We start from the raw sequence: 15,010 nt of genomic DNA on the forward strand, positions 1-15,010 counted from the left end.
CCCGGGGCCGCGTCACCGTGGGGGCGGTGCCCACTCGAACATCAGGATGGTCGCGTCGTCCCGCAGCCGGCTGGTGGCGGAGTCGAGGATGGAGTGGATGAGGCGCCGCAGTGTCTCGGGCGCCAGCTCACCGGCGGCCGTCGCCCGGATGATGTAGTCGGCGAACTGCTCCAGGCCGAACTCCCCGCCGTCCGCGGACCGTGCCTCGGTGACCCCGTCGGTGTACATCAGCACCCGGTCGCCGGGCTTCAAGGCGATCTCGTGCACCGGCCGCCTCCGTCCGGCGAGCAGGGACGGCAGGCCCATCGGCGGGTCCGGCTCGCGCAGCATGGCGTCGACGAGCAGTCGCCGGTCGCGGATCACGAGCGGGGTGGGATGACCGCAGTTGATCCATTGCAGCACTCCCGAGGCCAGGTCCAGCTGGACCAGGACCCCCGTGCAGAACTGGTCGGGAAGCCACTGCGCCAGCGCGTCGTCGACGCCCTGCACCAGCTCCGGCAGGTCCGCGCCGGCCCGCCGGGCGTTGCGGCACGCCGCCAGCGACACGGCCGTGGTGAGCCCGGAGGCCAGGTCGTGGCCCATGGCGTCGAGGACCGTGGCGTGCAGGGTCGTCTCGGTCAGGGAATGGTCGAAGGCGTCCCCGCCGATCTCGTAGGCCGGTTCCAGCACGGCCGTGGACACGACGTGGGCGGTGCCGATCGTGCGGGGCGGCAGGAAGGCCCGCAGCATCTCGGCCGGCAGGCGCATCCGGTGCATGCGGGTGCGCCGGACGCAGGAGTCCTCGTACGCCCGGCTGGACGTGATCATCATGGCGATCAGCGTCGCGAGGGCCCGGCCGCCGCGCAGGACCGCCGGTGTCAGCGACGGCGCGTGCACGGCGAGGACGCCGAGGCGTTCCGCGCCGTCCACCAGGGGCAGCCAGGCGGTCATGCCGCCCGTCTCGGACTCTGCCACGCGCAGCGACTGGGTGCGGTACGTCCAGCCCGCGAGTGAGCCGTCGACGAGGAGGGACGAGGTGACGTCGGTCAGCGGCACGAGACGGCGTTGCTGGATGTCGGCCAGGTAGACCACGGAGTGCGGGATCCCCAGGGCCTTGGTACAGCGGGCCGCGGCGGTGATCAGGTCCAGCGCCGCGGTCTCCGGGTCGGCGAGGAACTCCTCCAGACGGCCGTCGCCGGTCTCCGCCGTCGCCACTTCGTCTCCCCTCGCGTGCTGTCCGGGTGCGTCGGTCAGCAGTCTCACACCGGGGACCCGCCGGCGCCCGGCGGCAGGGGCGGACGGATGGTCAGCTCGGCTGGAGTCTCCACAGGACCTCGCCGGCCGCCGAGCGGATCTCGTAGCGGGCGATCTCCCCCGGATGCATGGAGGAGCTGGCCATCATGGTGTCGGGGTGGTCGTCGTGACCGGGGCCGTGCCAGCTGGTCGCGGTCTCCTCGGTGCCGTCGCGTCCGACGATCACCAGGTGGCAGGCGCGCGGAGCCGAGGCGTCCTTCACCTTCAGCTCGACCTGGCTGCCCGAGGCCTCGTCCTCCGTCGTGACCTGCGCCCACACGCCCGTCCGCGCGTCGGTCGCCGCGACCGTCAACGGCCCCTCGGCGCTGCCCTCGGCCATCATCGCGATGCCCGGTACGGACGCCGCGAAGACCACCGAGGCGGCCAGGGCGAACAGCAGGCGTCTGCGTCCGGCCCGGCGCCGGGTCGCCACCTCGGCCAGCAGCCCGTCCAGCATGCGCGGCCCGGGCTGCGCCATCGGGTGCACGAACCGCGGCGTCGATCGCCGGTACAGCATCAACTGCCGTGCGGTCGGGCCGAATTCCGTCACCTCTGCGGCGCACCGAGGGCACTCCATGAGGTGGTCCTCGAAGCGGAAGGCCTCCGCCTCGTCCAGCACGCCGAGCGCGTAGGCCGCGACGTCGCGATGCCTCTCCAGGGACCTCATGCCGAATCCTCGTGCCGTTGGGTGCGGGTGGGGTTACTCCTTGCTCCCACCGGTACGGACCAGGCCGCGGAATCACTCAAGGCGGTGACACAATCGCAACCAAAGGATTCGGAGCCCTCGGGCCCCCGGATTGGTCCGGTGCCGCGGAAATCTAGAAAAGATGGATCGCGAGGTGTCCCAGCGGCAGTCCGAGCTGCCAGGCGGGCGTCCAGACCTTCGGCCCCTCGTCCTCCCCGACCACCGGAGCGCCCCCCGGCACCGCGTTCAGATCGGGCGCGAGCAGCTCCGTGTCCTGCAGCCAACGCCAGGCCTCGTCCGCGAGGTCGAGGTCCGGCGCGGGCCGGCCCGACCGCGCGGCGACGGCGGTGAGATCGGCCAGCCGCTCGCGCACCCACTCCTGCCACGGCTGGTCGTACGCGGTCAGTGACAGCCACGTCTCCAGCTGGGTGACCACCCGGATGCCGGACAGTTCCCCGTCGGTGTCGGAGAGGAAGATGGTCAGCGCGAGGGCATCCCGCCCGGCGCGGAACTCGAAGGACGTCGGCGGCATCAGATCGCCGGTCCGCAACAGCTCGTCGGCGATGTACTCGGCGTACAACCACGCCATGGGGACGGTCAGTTCGCCGTCGGCACCGTCCGTGTTCCCCTGCTCTCTGTCCAGCATCCCTTCCTGCCTTCCTCCGGTACGCGCGCGTTGCCCGACACCGGGCCCCCGGGGACGCTGACGGCCCCCTCCGGAACACGGATGAGAACAGCCGATTACTCAACCGGGGTCATCGGCAAGGCGCTTTACGGAGGCTTGACCCATCCATGGGTTTCACCGCAGGTCGGTGGCGTAACCCGGTAGCACCCTGCGCAGGGCGCGCAGCGCGTAGTACGCGCGGGACTTCACGGTACCGGGCGGGATCCCGAGAGTCGCCGCGGCTTCCGCCACACTCGCCCCCTGGAAGTACACGAGCACCAGGACTTCACGGTGCTGGGGAGTGAGTGTCTTCACAGCCTGGCGGACGTCGAGCGTCGCCGCGGCCCGCTCGGCGTGGTCGGAGATGACCCGCGCGCTCTCCAGCACCGCGTCGCCGACCTCGGCCGGGCGGGCCTGACGGGCCCGCCGGGCGTCGATCGCGAGCCGCCGCGCGACGGTCATCAGCCAGGGTCGTACGGAGTCGAAGTCGTCGGCGCGCAGGGCTTCGGGATGCTGCCAGGCGCGCACCAGCGTCTCCTGCACCAGGTCTTCCGCGCGCTGCCGGTCACCGTCGCAGAGCCGGAGCAGCAGCGCGAAGAGGGGCCGGCCGTGCTCCCGCTGCAGTGCGGCGAGCTCGTGCTCGGCGGTCGTCCCGTTCATGAGTGTGGATCCGGCCGTCATGGCCGTATGCCACCGCAGGGCGCGGCCCGGGCACAGGGCACGTACCCGGCTGTGCGGCGGACGGTCGATCGCGTCGACGAACGGTTCGACGAACGGTCGGGTGCCCGGCCATGTGGGTGCCGGAGGGGCTGATGAGCGTGTCGGAGCCGCGTGGGGCGCCGTGAGCCTTCTTTCCTGATTGTGTGTAAATACGACCACAACGCCCACAGTGGGGTGAATGCATGCTCGCACGCAGTCGACAGATCGCCCTGGCCCTGACCGTCGTCCTCGCCGCAGGCGCCGCCTGCCAGGCCCGCGGCCACGAGAAACCCGACCGCGGACGCCCGGCACCGGCCGCCGCCGGGCCCCGCGGGTTCACACTGGTCGCCTCCGGCGACGTCCTCCCGCACAGCTCGATCATCGACCGGGCCCGCTTCGACGCCGGCGGCACCGGCTACGACTTCCGGCCGATGCTCGCCGGGATCCGCTCCGTCGTCTCCCGCGCCGACGTGTCCCTGTGCCACATGGAGACCGTCTACGGCGCGGACGGCGTCTACACCGGATACCCCACCTTCAAGTCCCCGCCCGAGGTGGCCCGGGCCCTCGCCGACACCGGCTACGACGGCTGCTCCACCGCCTCCAACCACACCCTGGACGACGGCGCCGACGGCATCCACCGCACCCTCGACGCCCTCGACCGCGCGGGCGTCCGGCACGCCGGATCGGCACGTACCGAGGAGGAGGCCCGCACGGCGACGGTCCTCCGGGCGGGCCCGGCCGAGGTCGCCCACCTCGCCTACACCTACGACACCAACGGCTTCCCGCTCCCCGACGGGCAGCCCTGGGCCGTCAACCTCATCGACGAGGCCAGGATCATCGAGGACGCCCGCGCCGCGCGCCGGGCGGGCGCCGACGTGGTCGTGGTCTCCGTGCACTGGGGCACCGAGTGGCAGGACGCCCCCGACGAGCGGCAGTTGACCCTGGCCCGGGCCCTCACCGCCGCACGCACCGGGGGCCGCCCCGACATCGACCTCGTCCTCGGCACCCACGCGCACGTCCCGCAGGCCTACGAGAAGGTCAACGGCACCTGGGTCGTGTACGGCATGGGCGACCAGATCGCCGGCGAGATGACCAACCACGAGGGCGCCAAGGACCCACGCGGCAACCAGTCCACCCTCGGCCGCTTCACCTTCGCCCCGCCCGCACGGCCGGGCGACCGCTGGGAGGTGACCAAGGCCGAGTTCGTCCCGCAGCTGTTCGACGTCGACGCCGGCCGGGCCGTGAACCTCAACCGGGCCATCGCCCAGGGCGCCGACGTCCGGGCCGTCCGCGACCGCATCCGCGACATCGTGCTCAGCCGCGGCGCGGCCGAGGACGGACTGGTGATGGGGGAGTAGCGCCGGACCGGTCGCCTCAGGGCGTCACGGCGTAACTCAGGTCGTGCGCCACGAGCGACACCGGCTCCATCCGAAGCCACACCGTCCCGCGCCGCGCCGGATCGTCGTGGAGGTAGTGCACGAACCGCTCGTCCCACCGCTCCTCGTCCGCCCCCAGGTAGCGGACGAGCTTGCGCCGCCCCCGCGCCACGTCGAACGGCAGCACTTCGGCACGGCCCCGGGCGATCACCTGCCGCACCAGCCCGGTCGCCGGCTCGCACTCGTCCACGACCAGCGCGACCTCGGGATCGGCCCGCACCCGGCCCAGGAGGTGTGCCCACGGCCCGGTCAGGACCCAGAACGCACCCTCCTCCCAGAGGAACCAGACGGGCCGGACCGTCGGCCCGTTCGTGGCCAGGCGCGCGGTGAGCGGCCGGCGCAGGAAGGCGTCCACATCGAAGGCGTGAGAAGTCACCGCAGCATCCTCGGGCACCGGCGAACCCCGTGCCTACCGAACCGGAGACCCAGGTCCCCTACGGCACCACCCCGCCGACCGGAGACCCGGCCCGCTACGGCACCACCGTGACCGGCCAGCGCCCGGCCTTCACCAGGCGTACCGCCACCGAGCCGACGATGCGGTGGCCCGCCTGTTCCGAGGCGCCCACGACCACCGCGTCCGCCTTGAGTTCGTCGGCCGCCGTCACCAGGCCGTTGTACGGGTCGCCGCGGAACGTGTGGAACTCCCATCGGACCTCGAATATCCCCTTGAGCCGCTCGGCCGCGTCCCGGATCTGCGCCACCAGGTCCTCGGCGATCTCTTCCGTAGTCTCGGCGACCGGCGCCCCCAGCGCAGCGCTCGCCGCCGGCACCGGCTGCACGTACACCACGGCGAGCAGCGCGTGCTGCCGCCGGGCCAGGCCACCGGCGTAGGCCGCCGCCCGCAGGGAGGAGTCGGAGCCGTCCACCCCGACCACGATGACCTTGGGCCCGTCCGTGCCCCGCTCGAACCGATGGGCGTGCTGTTCCGTCACGCCGCGAGGCTATCGGAACCCCCCGGCCCGCCCACCGGGCGGGAGCGCTCGACGGGCGAGGTGGCACGGGTGTTCCTAGAGTCGAAAGCATGGGCGCCATCGCGGACACCGAGAGGGCCGAGGACACCTCGGGCCCGATACGGCCGCCCCACCGTGCGCACGGTTTCCTCAGCCGGGTGCCCGAGGGCTTCGCCGTCTTCTTCGGAACCCTCGGTCTGCTCTGCGCCCTGCTGGCGCTGATCCCCCCGCTGCGCACCGGGCTGCGTCCGCTCGTCCGCTTCCTGGACCTGCTGCTCGTCCCGGTCAGCGCCAACCTCGCCTACGCGGTCTTCCTGTTCCTCCTCGCCGCCGCGACCGGTGCCCGCAAGAAGATCGCCTGGTGGCTGGTCGTCGTCTACCTGGGCCTGCTCGTCCTGACCGACATCCTCGGCATGGCCGTCGGCGAGTTCGCCGAGTCCGTCCCCTCCTTCGTGGTGTGCGGCCTCGCCCTGATTGTGATGGTCATCGCCCGCGAGGAGTTCTACGCCGCCTCCCGCCGTGCCGCCGTACGCCGGGCTCTCGCCGTCCTGGTGGCCGGCCTGGTCGTGGCGATCCTGGCCGGCTGGGCCCTGGTCGAGGCCTTCCCGGGGACCCTGCCCAGCGGCGAGCGGCTGGCCTGGGCGGCGAACCGGGTCTGCGGCGGTCTCGTCCCCGCCGGGAGTTTCGACGGCCGTCCGCCGCACGCCCTGTTCTTCCTGCTCGGCCTGTTCGGCGCGCTCGTCCTGCTGAACGCCGCCACCACGCTGTTCCGCTCCCAGCGCCTGGAAGCCGCCCTGCACGACGACGAGGAGGCCCGCGTCCGTGCCCTCCTCGGCCGCTATGGCGACCAGGACTCCCTCGGCTACTTCGCCACCCGCCGCGACAAGGCCGCCGTCTTCTCACCCAGCGGAAAGGCGGCCGTCACCTACCGCGTCGAGGCCGGCGTGTGCCTGGCCAGCGGCGACCCGGTGGGCGACCGGGAGGCCTGGCCGCACGCGATCGCCGCCTGGCAGGACGTGGCCCGCCGCCACGCCTGGGTCCCGGCCGTGATGGGCGCCTCCGAGGACGGCGCCCAAGCCTTCGTCCGCGCCGGGCTCGGCGCGCTCCAGCTCGGCGACGAGGCGATCCTGCACGTCCTCGACTTCGATCTCGACGGCCGCGACATGCGCGTCACCCGCCAGGCCGTCAACCGGGTCCGCCGCACCGGCGTCACCTGCCGCGTCCGCCGCCACTCCACCCTCTCCGAGGAGGAGATGCGCCGGTTCGTCGAACGTGCCGACGCCTGGCGCGACACCGAGACCGAACGCGGCTTCTCCATGGCCCTGGACCGTCTCGGCGACCCCGCCGACGGCGACTGCCTCCTCGCCGAGGCCCTCGACCAGGACGGCCGGCTCCTCGCCATCCAGTCCTTCGTGCCCTGGGGCAAGGACGGCGTCTCCCTGGACCTGATGCGCCGTGACCGCACCGCGCCCAACGGCGTCATGGAGTTCATGGTCGCCGAACTGTGCGCCGCCGCCCCGAAACTGGGCGTGCGCAAGGTCTCGCTGAACTTCGCCGTGTTCCGCTCCGTGTTCGAGGAGGGCGCACGCATCGGCGCGGGACCGGTACTCCGCCTCTGGCGCCGCCTGCTGCTGTTCTTCTCCAAGTGGTGGCAGCTGGAGGCCCTGTACCGCTCCAACGCCAAGTACCACCCCGAGTGGTACCCCCGCTTCCTCTGCTACGCGGAGGCCGCCTCCCTCGCCCGGGTCGGTCTCGCCTCCGGCATCGCCGAGGGCTTCGTCTCCGTACCGTCGATGCGCAAGTTGTGGGAAAAGGGGCACCCGAAGGGCGGGCAGCGGCCCGCCACCACGGAGGGGCTGCCGTCGTTGGCGGCGCTCGGCCTCGCCGGAGGGGACGGGACCGAGCCCGCCGACCCCCTCTCCGGCCTGTCCGACCAGGCCCGAATCCGGCACCACAAGCTCGACCGGCTGCGCGCCGACGGCACCGACCCCTACCCGGTGGGCGTCCCGGCCCGCACCCACACCCTCGCCGAGGTCCGGCCGGGCGAGCAGGTCACCGTCGCCGGCCGGATCATGCTGGTCCGCGACTTCGGCGGCATCGTCTTCGCCGTCCTGCGCGACTGGTCCGGCGACCACCAACTCGCCCTCACCCGCGACCGCTCCGGCCCCGCCCTGCACCGCTTCACCGCCGACACCGACATCGGCGACCACATCACCGCCACCGGCCGGGCGGGCGTCAGCGACAAGGGCGAACCGACCGTCTTCGTCACCTCCTGGCAGCTCACGGGCAAGTGCCTGCGCCCCCTGCCCGACAAGCGCCGGGGGCTGGCCGACCCGGAGGCCAGGGTCCGCATGCGCTACCTCGACCTGGTCTCAAGCCCCGACGCCCGCGACGTGGTCCGCGCCCGCTCCACCGCCATCCAGGCCGTGCGCCAGGGCCTGCTGGAACGCGGCTACCTCGAGGTCGAGACGCCGGTGCTCCAGCAGATCCACGGCGGCGCCAACGCCCGCCCCTTCACCACCCACATCAACGCCTACGATCTCGACCTGTATCTGCGCATCGCCCCCGAGCTGTTCCTCAAGCGACTGTGCGTCGGCGGCCTGGAGAAGGTCTTCGAGATGGGCCGCACCTTCCGCAACGAGGGCACCGACTACAAGCACAACCCCGAGTTCACGATCCTGGAGGCCTACCAGGCGTACGCCGACTACGAGGTGATGCTCCACCTCGTCCGCGAACTGATCCAGGGCGCCGCGACCGCCGCGTTCGGCAGGCCCGTCGCCCACAAGGACGGCAAGGAGTACGACATCTCCGGGCAGTGGCCCGTCAAGACCGTCTACGGCGCCATCGGCGAGGCCCTCGGCGAGGAGATCCACCCCGGCACCGAGCTGCCCGGCCTGCTCCGCCTCTGCGACCGTGCCGGTGTGCCGTACACCGCCGACGACGGCCACGGCGACGTCGTCCTGGAGATGTACGAGCGGCTCGTCGAGGAGAAGACCCGCCTGCCCACCTTCTACAAGGACTTCCCGACCGACGTCTCCCCGCTGACCCGGCAGCACCGCACCGACCCGCGCCTCGCCGAACGCTGGGACCTCGTCGCCTTCGGCACCGAACTCGGCACCGCCTACTCGGAGCTCACCGACCCCGTGGAGCAGCGCCGGCGCCTCACCGCCCAGTCCCTGCTCGCCGCCGGGGGCGACCCCGAGGCGATGGAACTCGACGAGGACTTCCTCGACGCCCTCGAATACGCCATGCCGCCCACCGGCGGCCTCGGTATCGGCGTCGACCGGCTGGTCATGTTCCTCACCGGACTGACCATCCGCGAGACCCTGCCCTTCCCCCTGGTGCGCCGCCGCTGACCCACCTGCGTGGGCCGAACGGGTGAATGTGTGCCGCCACACCGGTGTTGCTCGCGTGCGTCGGCCTTCCGCCGGGCGACTGATGAGTCATGAAGAAGGATCAGTTGCTCACCCGGCTGCTCACCCGGCGCCGGGCGTTGATCGCGGGGGCCGGCGCCGTGGGAGCGGCCGCCACGGCCGGAGTGGTCACGGCTGTCACCGGGGACGGACCCGTCACCTCCGCCCCGGCCGCGGGCTCCCAGGCACGCCGCCTCGTCAAGTCCTCCGCGTACCGGCTGCATCCCCTGACCGGCTACGGCCCGCCGCGCGCCGCGCCCCGCCGGACCCTGGTCCGCCGCGAACCGCTGCTGCGCGTGTCCGGCCGGGGCCGCACCATGGTGCTGACCTTCGACGACGGCCCCGACCCCCGCTACACCCCCGACATCCTGGACACCCTGGCCAAGTACGACGTGCGAGCGATGTTCTTCGTGTGCGGGGAGATGGTCGCCGGCAGCAGGAACCTGCTGGCCCGGATGGCCGACGAGGGCCACGTCGTGGGGAACCACACGTGGTCCCATCCGCTGCTCACCCGCCTCACCCGCAGGCAGATCCGCTCCCAGATGGAACGCACCTGCGACGCCGTCGAGGACGCCTACGGGGAGCGCCCCGAGTGGTTCCGCGCGCCCTACGGTGCCTGGAACCGCGCCGCCTTCCAGCTCGGCGCCGAACTCGGCATGGAACCGCTCGGCTGGACGGTCGACACCCTCGACTGGACCACCCCCGGGACCCGGTCCATCGCGAACCGGGTCGAACGCGGCGCCGCCCCCGGCGTCGTGGTGCTCTCGCACGACGCCGGGGGCGACCGCTCGCAGAGTGTGCGGGCCCTGCGGCGCTATCTGCCCGAACTGCTGGATTCCGGCTATCACGTCACCGTGCCCCGGAGGCATTACGCGTGAGGGGCGTCGGACTTTCGCCCTCCCGGCCGGGAACGCTCAGCGCACCTCGATCAGGCGGGCGAAGGCGACGACGTTCCCCGCATAGCCTTCCTGCTCGGAGAAACCGCCGCCGCAAGTGATGACCCGCAGTTCCGGCGCTCCCTTGGAAGCGTAGACACGGTCGCCGGGGAAGTTGTTCTTCTCGAACACCTCGACGCCGTAGATCTCGAACAGGGCGGTCTTTCCGTCCTGCCGGGCGACCTCGACGCGATGCCCCTTCTTCAGGGCCCCGAGTCCGTAGAACACGGCGGGGCCCTGCTGGTTGTCGACATGGCCGACCACGACCGCGGTGCCCTTCTCGCCGGGGGTGACGGCGCCGGTGAACCAGCCGGCCAGGTTGGGGTCCTCCGGCGGTGGCGCGCCGACCCAGCCGTCCGCGTCCAGGCCGACCGGGATCATCGGTGCGTCGACCTGGATCGCCGGGATCCTGATCCGCTCCGGGAGGGCGTAGGGCAACGGGCGTACGGTCCCGGCGAAGGTGCCCCCGGGTACCCGGCTGTCGGCCGCGGCGGCCGTGGCCGGCTGCGGCGGGCCCTCGTCGAACTCCCCCGAACCATTCCGGATGAGCGCGAGGCCGGTCAGCAGAACCAGCGCTATCACGCCCCACGGGGCGCGCTTCTTCCGCCGCGCCTCCTCTTCCGCCTCGGCCAGCTCGGACGCAGACATTCGCCATCCCCTCTCGACGCGGCCGTCGCCGTGTCAATCGCGCATATCAGAACGCTAAATGGCATGCGCGAAACCGGCGACGGGGGCGGGGGCGAACGGGTGGGCCCGGGAGTGAAAGGGGCGCTCCGCGGAAGGAAGGTGCGCCATCCGAGTTGCCGCGGCGAGGAAATTTCTGATGGCCCGTGACCTGCGGCGACATCCGATTGTGCGGTTTTCCAGCACCGCCTTCTCTCACCAGGACGGACCATTCCCGAAATGCGGCTCGCGGCACGGCAACTGACTGTCTTCCTGGGAGGCGCTTTCTCGCCGATCGACCGGGGACGGGTCCCGGGGCGTCTTCCGCGGAGGTTCACATGCGTAACACTCGTGCCCTGGCGGTCGCCGGCGCAGCGGTCGCCGCCCTCGGGCTCTCCGCCCCAGCGGCCGTCGCGTGGGACACGCCCAGCAACATTGTCGTCCTGCCCAGCGTGATCGCCCGCGGCGGCCAGCTGACCATCACGGTGGACGGCTGCCGCCACGGCGGTACGGCGACGTCCAACGCGTTCTCGCCGACCAGCCTCTCGCCTGTCCACGGCGGCTCCCGTGAGACGGCGAGGGGCACCGCCACCATCAACAGCAACGCCCGTCCGGGGCCGTACGACATCACGGTCAACTGCTCCGGCAGGCGGATGACCAAGCCGCATGCCTTCACTGTCATCGGCGGTGTCCGCGGCGGTATCGGCGGCAGCAGCACCACCGGTGCGACCCCGACCGACATGGCCATCGGCGGCGGGCTCGTGGCCGCGGCGGTCGTCGGCGGCGGCGTGTTCTGGATGCGCCGCCGGGCCGAGCGCCGCATCTGACGTCTCGCTCCGCGCTTCTTCGACTCTTCGCCTCGCACGTGAACGGCCTTCGCCCCGGCTGCCCCTCATCAGGGGAGCCGGGGCGAAGGCCTGCGGCCGCGGGACGGGTCAGCCGGCGTCCTCGTCGGTGCGGCGGCGCGAGAAGTGGTAGGTGACGCCGAGCGATCCGGCGATCAGTGCGGCGCCGAGACCGATCTCCTTGAGGTCGAAGCCGGCGACGGTCCCGCCCTCACCGGCGTGCACTCCCTTGTGGGGGTGGCGCGTCGGGTGATGGGCGGGGTGGTGCGTGGGGTGGTGCGTCGGACGGCCGCCCGCGATCGTCAGGCGCGCGGTGCCGCTCGACCTGTCACATTCGAACTGGACGTCGTACACGGCACCGTGCTTGGCGTCCCAGTCGACGACGGCCGTCGCCCAGGACTCCTCCGGCGGGATGGTGACCACGTCGAAGACGGGTGAGTTGACCGCCGCCTCCCCCCGGCACGCCTCGTTGCGTACCACCCGCAGGGTGACCTCACCCCCGGCTGCGACGGTGGACGGCTCGACGCTGAAACCGAAATCGGTCCGGGTCGCCGCGTCGGCGGCGGGCACGCAGGAGGTGAGGGCGCCGGCGCCCAGCAGCACGGCCGAAGCGATGCATATCGCGCGCATGGTGAATCCTCCGGGTCCCCGAGGAGCAGCCGCGGACCTGTTCCGCTCACGTCACACATGCACCTCGATGCCCGAAACGCTAAGAACACGCGCGTGGTGGCGCGATCGCAGTAGTGCGAATGGGGTATGGGTGTGGGCCGCCCGGGGGAACGCCGTTGACGCGGCCGGGGGACCGCGACGGTGTGTCGCGCGCCCCCCGGCCGGGATCCGTGGTGCGAGGCGCCGTCAGTCCCCGACGCCCGGGAAGAGGTTCAGGAACGGGTCCGCCGAGGCGGTCACGCCCCTGCTGTAGGGCGAATCGAAGTCCCAGATCAGGAACAGCAGGAAGGCGATCAGCGCCGAGAACAGCCCGGCCAGGACCAGTTCGCGTGTCGTTCTGCGGATCTGCAGCGCGAAGATCATCCCGATGGTGATGACGGCCCCGGCGATCAGCCCGAACCACACCACGCCGGGCATGGTCTCCCCGGTCGACTCCGCCCGGGCGATCCGGGCCTGGTTCGCCACGGTCACCTGGTCCAGCAGCGGCTGGTAGGCCTGGGCCTGGAAGTCCGTCGCCGGCTCGTAGTCGGTGACGTCCTGGCGGATCCGCTCGAAGAGCTCGGCGCCACGCTCGGTGACCTCGCCCTTGTCGGCCATGGTGTCCCACTCGGTGGTCACCACATGGCTCACATACGTCCGGATGTCGTCCCGGATGCGGTCACGTTCCTCGGCCGGATAGACCCGTACCCGCTCCGAGATCTCGTGCAGCGCGGTCGCCTCGGCCTGGACGTGGTCCTGCGCGGCGCTGCGCCCCTCCCAGACACCGGCGATAGCCAGGCCCAGGACGATGGCGTAGACGACGCCGATCCACATCGTCATGTACTCGATGACGTCCGGAGTCTCACTGGGGTCCTCGTCCTCGGGCGCCGCGCGGTGCCGTACGAAGGTGATGATGACGACGACGGCACAGGCGGCCAGCATCGCGAGGGTGAGAACAAGCCATTCCGGCAAGAGGTACCTCCAGGGCTTCAGGGATCAGCGCGCGCGCAGCGCGGCGACGGCCACCACCGCGGGCACCGTGACGAGCAGGACGAAGGTGAGCGGCGACATCGCACCTTTCGCCGGCCGCGGCCGGGGCGACGTGGCGCGGTAGCGCGGGTAGTGCACGGGCGTCGCGGACGGACGTGGCGCGGGGGTGGCCGGCGGGGCCGGTGCCGGTGGAGCGGGTGCCGGAGCCGGGGGAGCGGGCGCCGGCGGCACCGGTCTCGGGGCCGGCCGGGGCGGCGCAGGGCGCGGCGCGGGCGGCGGCGGTGGAGGCGGCGGCTCGGGCCTGGCCGTGGGTTTCGGGGATGGGGGTGTCGGCTTCGGGGGAGGCGGGGGGTCCGGGGTCGGCTTCGGTGGGGGCGTCGGCTTCGGCGGCGGCGGAGTCGGAGTCGGGGTCGGCGTGGGGGAGGGGCTCGGCGGGGGGGGGGGGGCCGGGAGGTCAGCGTCGCCGCCGCCAAGGCCCGTGCCGCAAGGGCGGATTGAGTCGAGAGGGGTCCATGCACGACGAAGATCATGAGCCCTCTTGCGCCCCGACGTGCCGGAGCGCAAGGGGATTGCCCCGAAAGAGGGATATCCGGGTCTCATCGGTTTGATCAGTGGTCGCCCGCAGGGGCGTGATGTGTACCTGTGTGCGACGGCGCGGGGGCCGATCACAGGTTCCGGAAAGAAATTTGGCCGACGGTTGAACGCAAACGCCGCTCCCGTGCGTACTCATGGCCGTGCGGCGGCGCAGCAGGGCGCTGCAACACCCTTGCGATTATGGGGAGTTGACGATGAAGACCTCCTGGCGGAGCGCCTCACTCGTGGCGAGCGCCGCGGCGGTCCTGGCGCTGACGACGGCGTGCGGTCAGGACAGCCCACCGGCGGCCAGCCAGAACGTGGGCGCCACTGCCGCGCCCGGGGACTACGGGAGCATCGGTGCGGGCGCCGGGAGCGCAGCGGGCGGCACCGCGACCCAGCCGGCCGCGCCGAGCCCCTCGAGCCCGTCCAACCCCGCCGGCAAGCTGTCCGTCTCCACCGCCGACAAGGTCGGCAAGGTGGTCACCGACAGTCTCGGACTCACCCTGTACCGGTTCGACCAGGACACCGAGCAGCCGTCCAAGTCGAACTGCGACGGCGACTGCGCCAAGACCTGGCCGCCGGTCCCGGCCGACGACGCCGAGGCCGGCGAGGGCATCGACAAGGCGCTGCTCGGCTCGGTCACCCGGGCCGACGGCACCAAGCAGCTCACGGTGGCGGGCTGGCCCGCCTACCGCTACGCCAAGGACGTCAACGCCGGTGACGTCAAGGGCCAGGGTGTGGGCGGCAAGTGGTACGCGCTCGCCCCCGACGGCAAGAAGGCGCAGGGCGGCGCGGAGGCAGGTGCGGAGGGCGGCGGCGAAGCGGTCCAGGCCGGGCTGTCCACGCGCAACGACCCCAAGCTCGGCGAGATCGTCATCGACAAGAACGGCATGACCGTCTACCGGTTCAAGAAGGACGAGGCCTGGCCCAAGCCGGTCTCCAACTGTTCCGGTGACTGCCTGGAGAAGTGGCCGCTCGTGGAGCCCGTCGACTTCGCCGACACCAAGGGCATCCAGGAGAAGGGCTACATGATCTTCGACCGGACCGACGGCAAGGGCAAGCAGCAGACGATCAACTGCTCGCCCATCTACACCTTCGCCGGCGACAAGGCTCCCGGTGACACCAACGGCCAGGGCGTCGGCGGCACCTGGTACGCCGTCCGGCCCGACGGAAAGCTGGTCGGCGCGTCGGAGAAGTAGAGAAACCTCCCCAGGGCTGATCATCTCGCCCGCCC

14 protein-coding genes are annotated in these 15,010 nt (G+C 72.1%); 5 read left to right on the plus strand and 9 right to left on the minus strand.

What is annotated here, in order from left to right; translation table 11 throughout:
* Nucleotides 1–12: 12 nt before the first annotated feature.
* The 4 genes from IO24_RS0114095 to IO24_RS0114110 all read right to left on the minus strand — a co-directional run bounded on the left by IO24_RS0114095 (nucleotide 13) and on the right by IO24_RS0114110 (nucleotide 3,302).
* Nucleotides 13–1,194, minus strand: a complete 1,182-nt coding sequence (locus IO24_RS0114095; protein ID WP_031135585.1) for a PP2C family protein-serine/threonine phosphatase — start codon at nucleotides 1,192–1,194, stop codon at nucleotides 13–15.
* Between the two features lie 91 nt (nucleotides 1,195–1,285).
* A complete protein-coding gene (locus tag IO24_RS0114100) occupies nucleotides 1,286–1,939 on the minus strand; it encodes a zf-HC2 domain-containing protein (protein WP_031135587.1) in 654 nt (217 codons plus the stop codon).
* Between the two features lie 151 nt (nucleotides 1,940–2,090).
* A complete protein-coding gene (locus tag IO24_RS0114105; RefSeq protein ID WP_031135588.1) occupies nucleotides 2,091–2,603 on the minus strand; it encodes a hypothetical protein in 513 nt (170 codons plus the stop codon).
* A gap of 153 nt (nucleotides 2,604–2,756) precedes the next feature.
* The gene (locus tag IO24_RS0114110; RefSeq protein WP_031135590.1) at nucleotides 2,757–3,302 is read right to left on the minus strand and encodes a sigma-70 family RNA polymerase sigma factor; all 546 of its coding nucleotides are present in this window, start codon (nucleotides 3,300–3,302) and stop codon (nucleotides 2,757–2,759) included.
* Nucleotides 3,303–3,523: 221 nt separating this feature from the next.
* On the opposite strand from IO24_RS0114110, the gene IO24_RS0114115 reads away from it, so the two are divergent.
* Nucleotides 3,524–4,678 carry a CapA family protein gene (locus IO24_RS0114115; RefSeq protein WP_031135592.1) on the plus strand — a complete coding sequence of 385 codons (1,155 nt, stop codon included), beginning with the start codon at nucleotides 3,524–3,526 and terminating at the stop codon, nucleotides 4,676–4,678.
* A 16-nt stretch (nucleotides 4,679–4,694) separates the two neighbouring features.
* On the opposite strand, the gene IO24_RS0114120 is transcribed toward IO24_RS0114115, so the two are convergent.
* A complete protein-coding gene (locus IO24_RS0114120) occupies nucleotides 4,695–5,132 on the minus strand; it encodes a pyridoxamine 5'-phosphate oxidase family protein (RefSeq protein WP_031135594.1) in 438 nt (145 codons plus the stop codon).
* Between the two features lie 94 nt (nucleotides 5,133–5,226).
* Entirely contained in the window at nucleotides 5,227–5,688 is a 462-nt protein-coding gene (locus IO24_RS0114125; RefSeq protein WP_031135596.1) for a universal stress protein, read from the minus strand.
* Nucleotides 5,689–5,777: 89 nt separating this feature from the next.
* On the opposite strand from IO24_RS0114125, the gene lysX reads away from it, so the two are divergent.
* Complete coding sequence (lysX, locus tag IO24_RS0114130) at nucleotides 5,778–9,062, plus strand: bifunctional lysylphosphatidylglycerol synthetase/lysine--tRNA ligase LysX (protein WP_031135598.1); 3,285 nt, start codon at nucleotides 5,778–5,780, stop codon at nucleotides 9,060–9,062.
* 89 nt (nucleotides 9,063–9,151) lie between these two features.
* Nucleotides 9,152–9,997 carry a polysaccharide deacetylase family protein gene (locus tag IO24_RS0114135; RefSeq protein ID WP_031135599.1) on the plus strand — a complete coding sequence of 282 codons (846 nt, stop codon included), beginning with the start codon at nucleotides 9,152–9,154 and terminating at the stop codon, nucleotides 9,995–9,997.
* Nucleotides 9,998–10,033: 36 nt separating this feature from the next.
* On the opposite strand, the gene IO24_RS0114140 is transcribed toward IO24_RS0114135, so the two are convergent.
* Nucleotides 10,034–10,702 carry a class F sortase gene (locus tag IO24_RS0114140; RefSeq protein ID WP_031135601.1) on the minus strand — a complete coding sequence of 223 codons (669 nt, stop codon included), beginning with the start codon at nucleotides 10,700–10,702 and terminating at the stop codon, nucleotides 10,034–10,036.
* A 353-nt stretch (nucleotides 10,703–11,055) separates the two neighbouring features.
* Between IO24_RS0114140 and IO24_RS0114145 the strand changes: the two genes are divergently transcribed.
* Nucleotides 11,056–11,544, plus strand: a complete 489-nt coding sequence (locus IO24_RS0114145; RefSeq protein WP_031135603.1) for a hypothetical protein — start codon at nucleotides 11,056–11,058, stop codon at nucleotides 11,542–11,544.
* A 108-nt stretch (nucleotides 11,545–11,652) separates the two neighbouring features.
* Here the strand turns inward: IO24_RS0114145 and IO24_RS0114150 are convergent, their stop codons facing one another.
* A complete protein-coding gene (locus tag IO24_RS0114150; RefSeq protein WP_031135604.1) occupies nucleotides 11,653–12,192 on the minus strand; it encodes a hypothetical protein in 540 nt (179 codons plus the stop codon).
* A gap of 225 nt (nucleotides 12,193–12,417) precedes the next feature.
* Nucleotides 12,418–13,152: a bestrophin-like domain gene (locus tag IO24_RS0114155; protein WP_031135606.1), complete on the minus strand. Its 735-nt coding sequence runs from the start codon at nucleotides 13,150–13,152 to the stop codon at nucleotides 12,418–12,420.
* Between the two features lie 836 nt (nucleotides 13,153–13,988).
* Between IO24_RS0114155 and IO24_RS0114165 the strand changes: the two genes are divergently transcribed.
* On the plus strand, nucleotides 13,989–14,975 hold the full coding sequence (locus tag IO24_RS0114165; RefSeq protein WP_031135608.1) for an SCO0930 family lipoprotein: 987 nt from the start codon (nucleotides 13,989–13,991) through the stop codon (nucleotides 14,973–14,975).
* The last annotated feature ends 35 nt before the right edge of the window (nucleotides 14,976–15,010 follow it).

Source organism: Streptomyces flavovariabilis (genome assembly GCF_000725785.1).
GTDB lineage: Bacteria > Actinomycetota > Actinomycetes > Streptomycetales > Streptomycetaceae > Streptomyces > Streptomyces hawaiiensis.

Excerpts from the sequence above, each read along its gene's own strand:
- IO24_RS0114100 (WP_031135587.1), bottom strand. The coding sequence starts at position 1,939 with ATGAGGTCCCTGGAGAGGCATCGCGACGTCGCGGCCTACGCGCTCGGC.
- IO24_RS0114105 (WP_031135588.1), bottom strand. The coding sequence starts at position 2,603 with ATGCTGGACAGAGAGCAGGGGAACACGGACGGTGCCGACGGCGAACTG.
- IO24_RS0114110 (WP_031135590.1), bottom strand. The coding sequence starts at position 3,302 with ATGACGGCCGGATCCACACTCATGAACGGGACGACCGCCGAGCACGAG.
- IO24_RS0114115 (WP_031135592.1), top strand. The coding sequence starts at position 3,524 with ATGCTCGCACGCAGTCGACAGATCGCCCTGGCCCTGACCGTCGTCCTC.
- lysX (WP_031135598.1), top strand. The coding sequence starts at position 5,778 with ATGGGCGCCATCGCGGACACCGAGAGGGCCGAGGACACCTCGGGCCCG.
- IO24_RS0114135 (WP_031135599.1), top strand. The coding sequence starts at position 9,152 with ATGAAGAAGGATCAGTTGCTCACCCGGCTGCTCACCCGGCGCCGGGCG.
- IO24_RS0114140 (WP_031135601.1), bottom strand. The coding sequence starts at position 10,702 with ATGTCTGCGTCCGAGCTGGCCGAGGCGGAAGAGGAGGCGCGGCGGAAG.
- IO24_RS0114145 (WP_031135603.1), top strand. The coding sequence starts at position 11,056 with ATGCGTAACACTCGTGCCCTGGCGGTCGCCGGCGCAGCGGTCGCCGCC.
- IO24_RS0114150 (WP_031135604.1), bottom strand. The coding sequence starts at position 12,192 with ATGCGCGCGATATGCATCGCTTCGGCCGTGCTGCTGGGCGCCGGCGCC.
- IO24_RS0114155 (WP_031135606.1), bottom strand. The coding sequence starts at position 13,152 with ATGCTGGCCGCCTGTGCCGTCGTCGTCATCATCACCTTCGTACGGCAC.
- IO24_RS0114165 (WP_031135608.1), top strand. The coding sequence starts at position 13,989 with ATGAAGACCTCCTGGCGGAGCGCCTCACTCGTGGCGAGCGCCGCGGCG.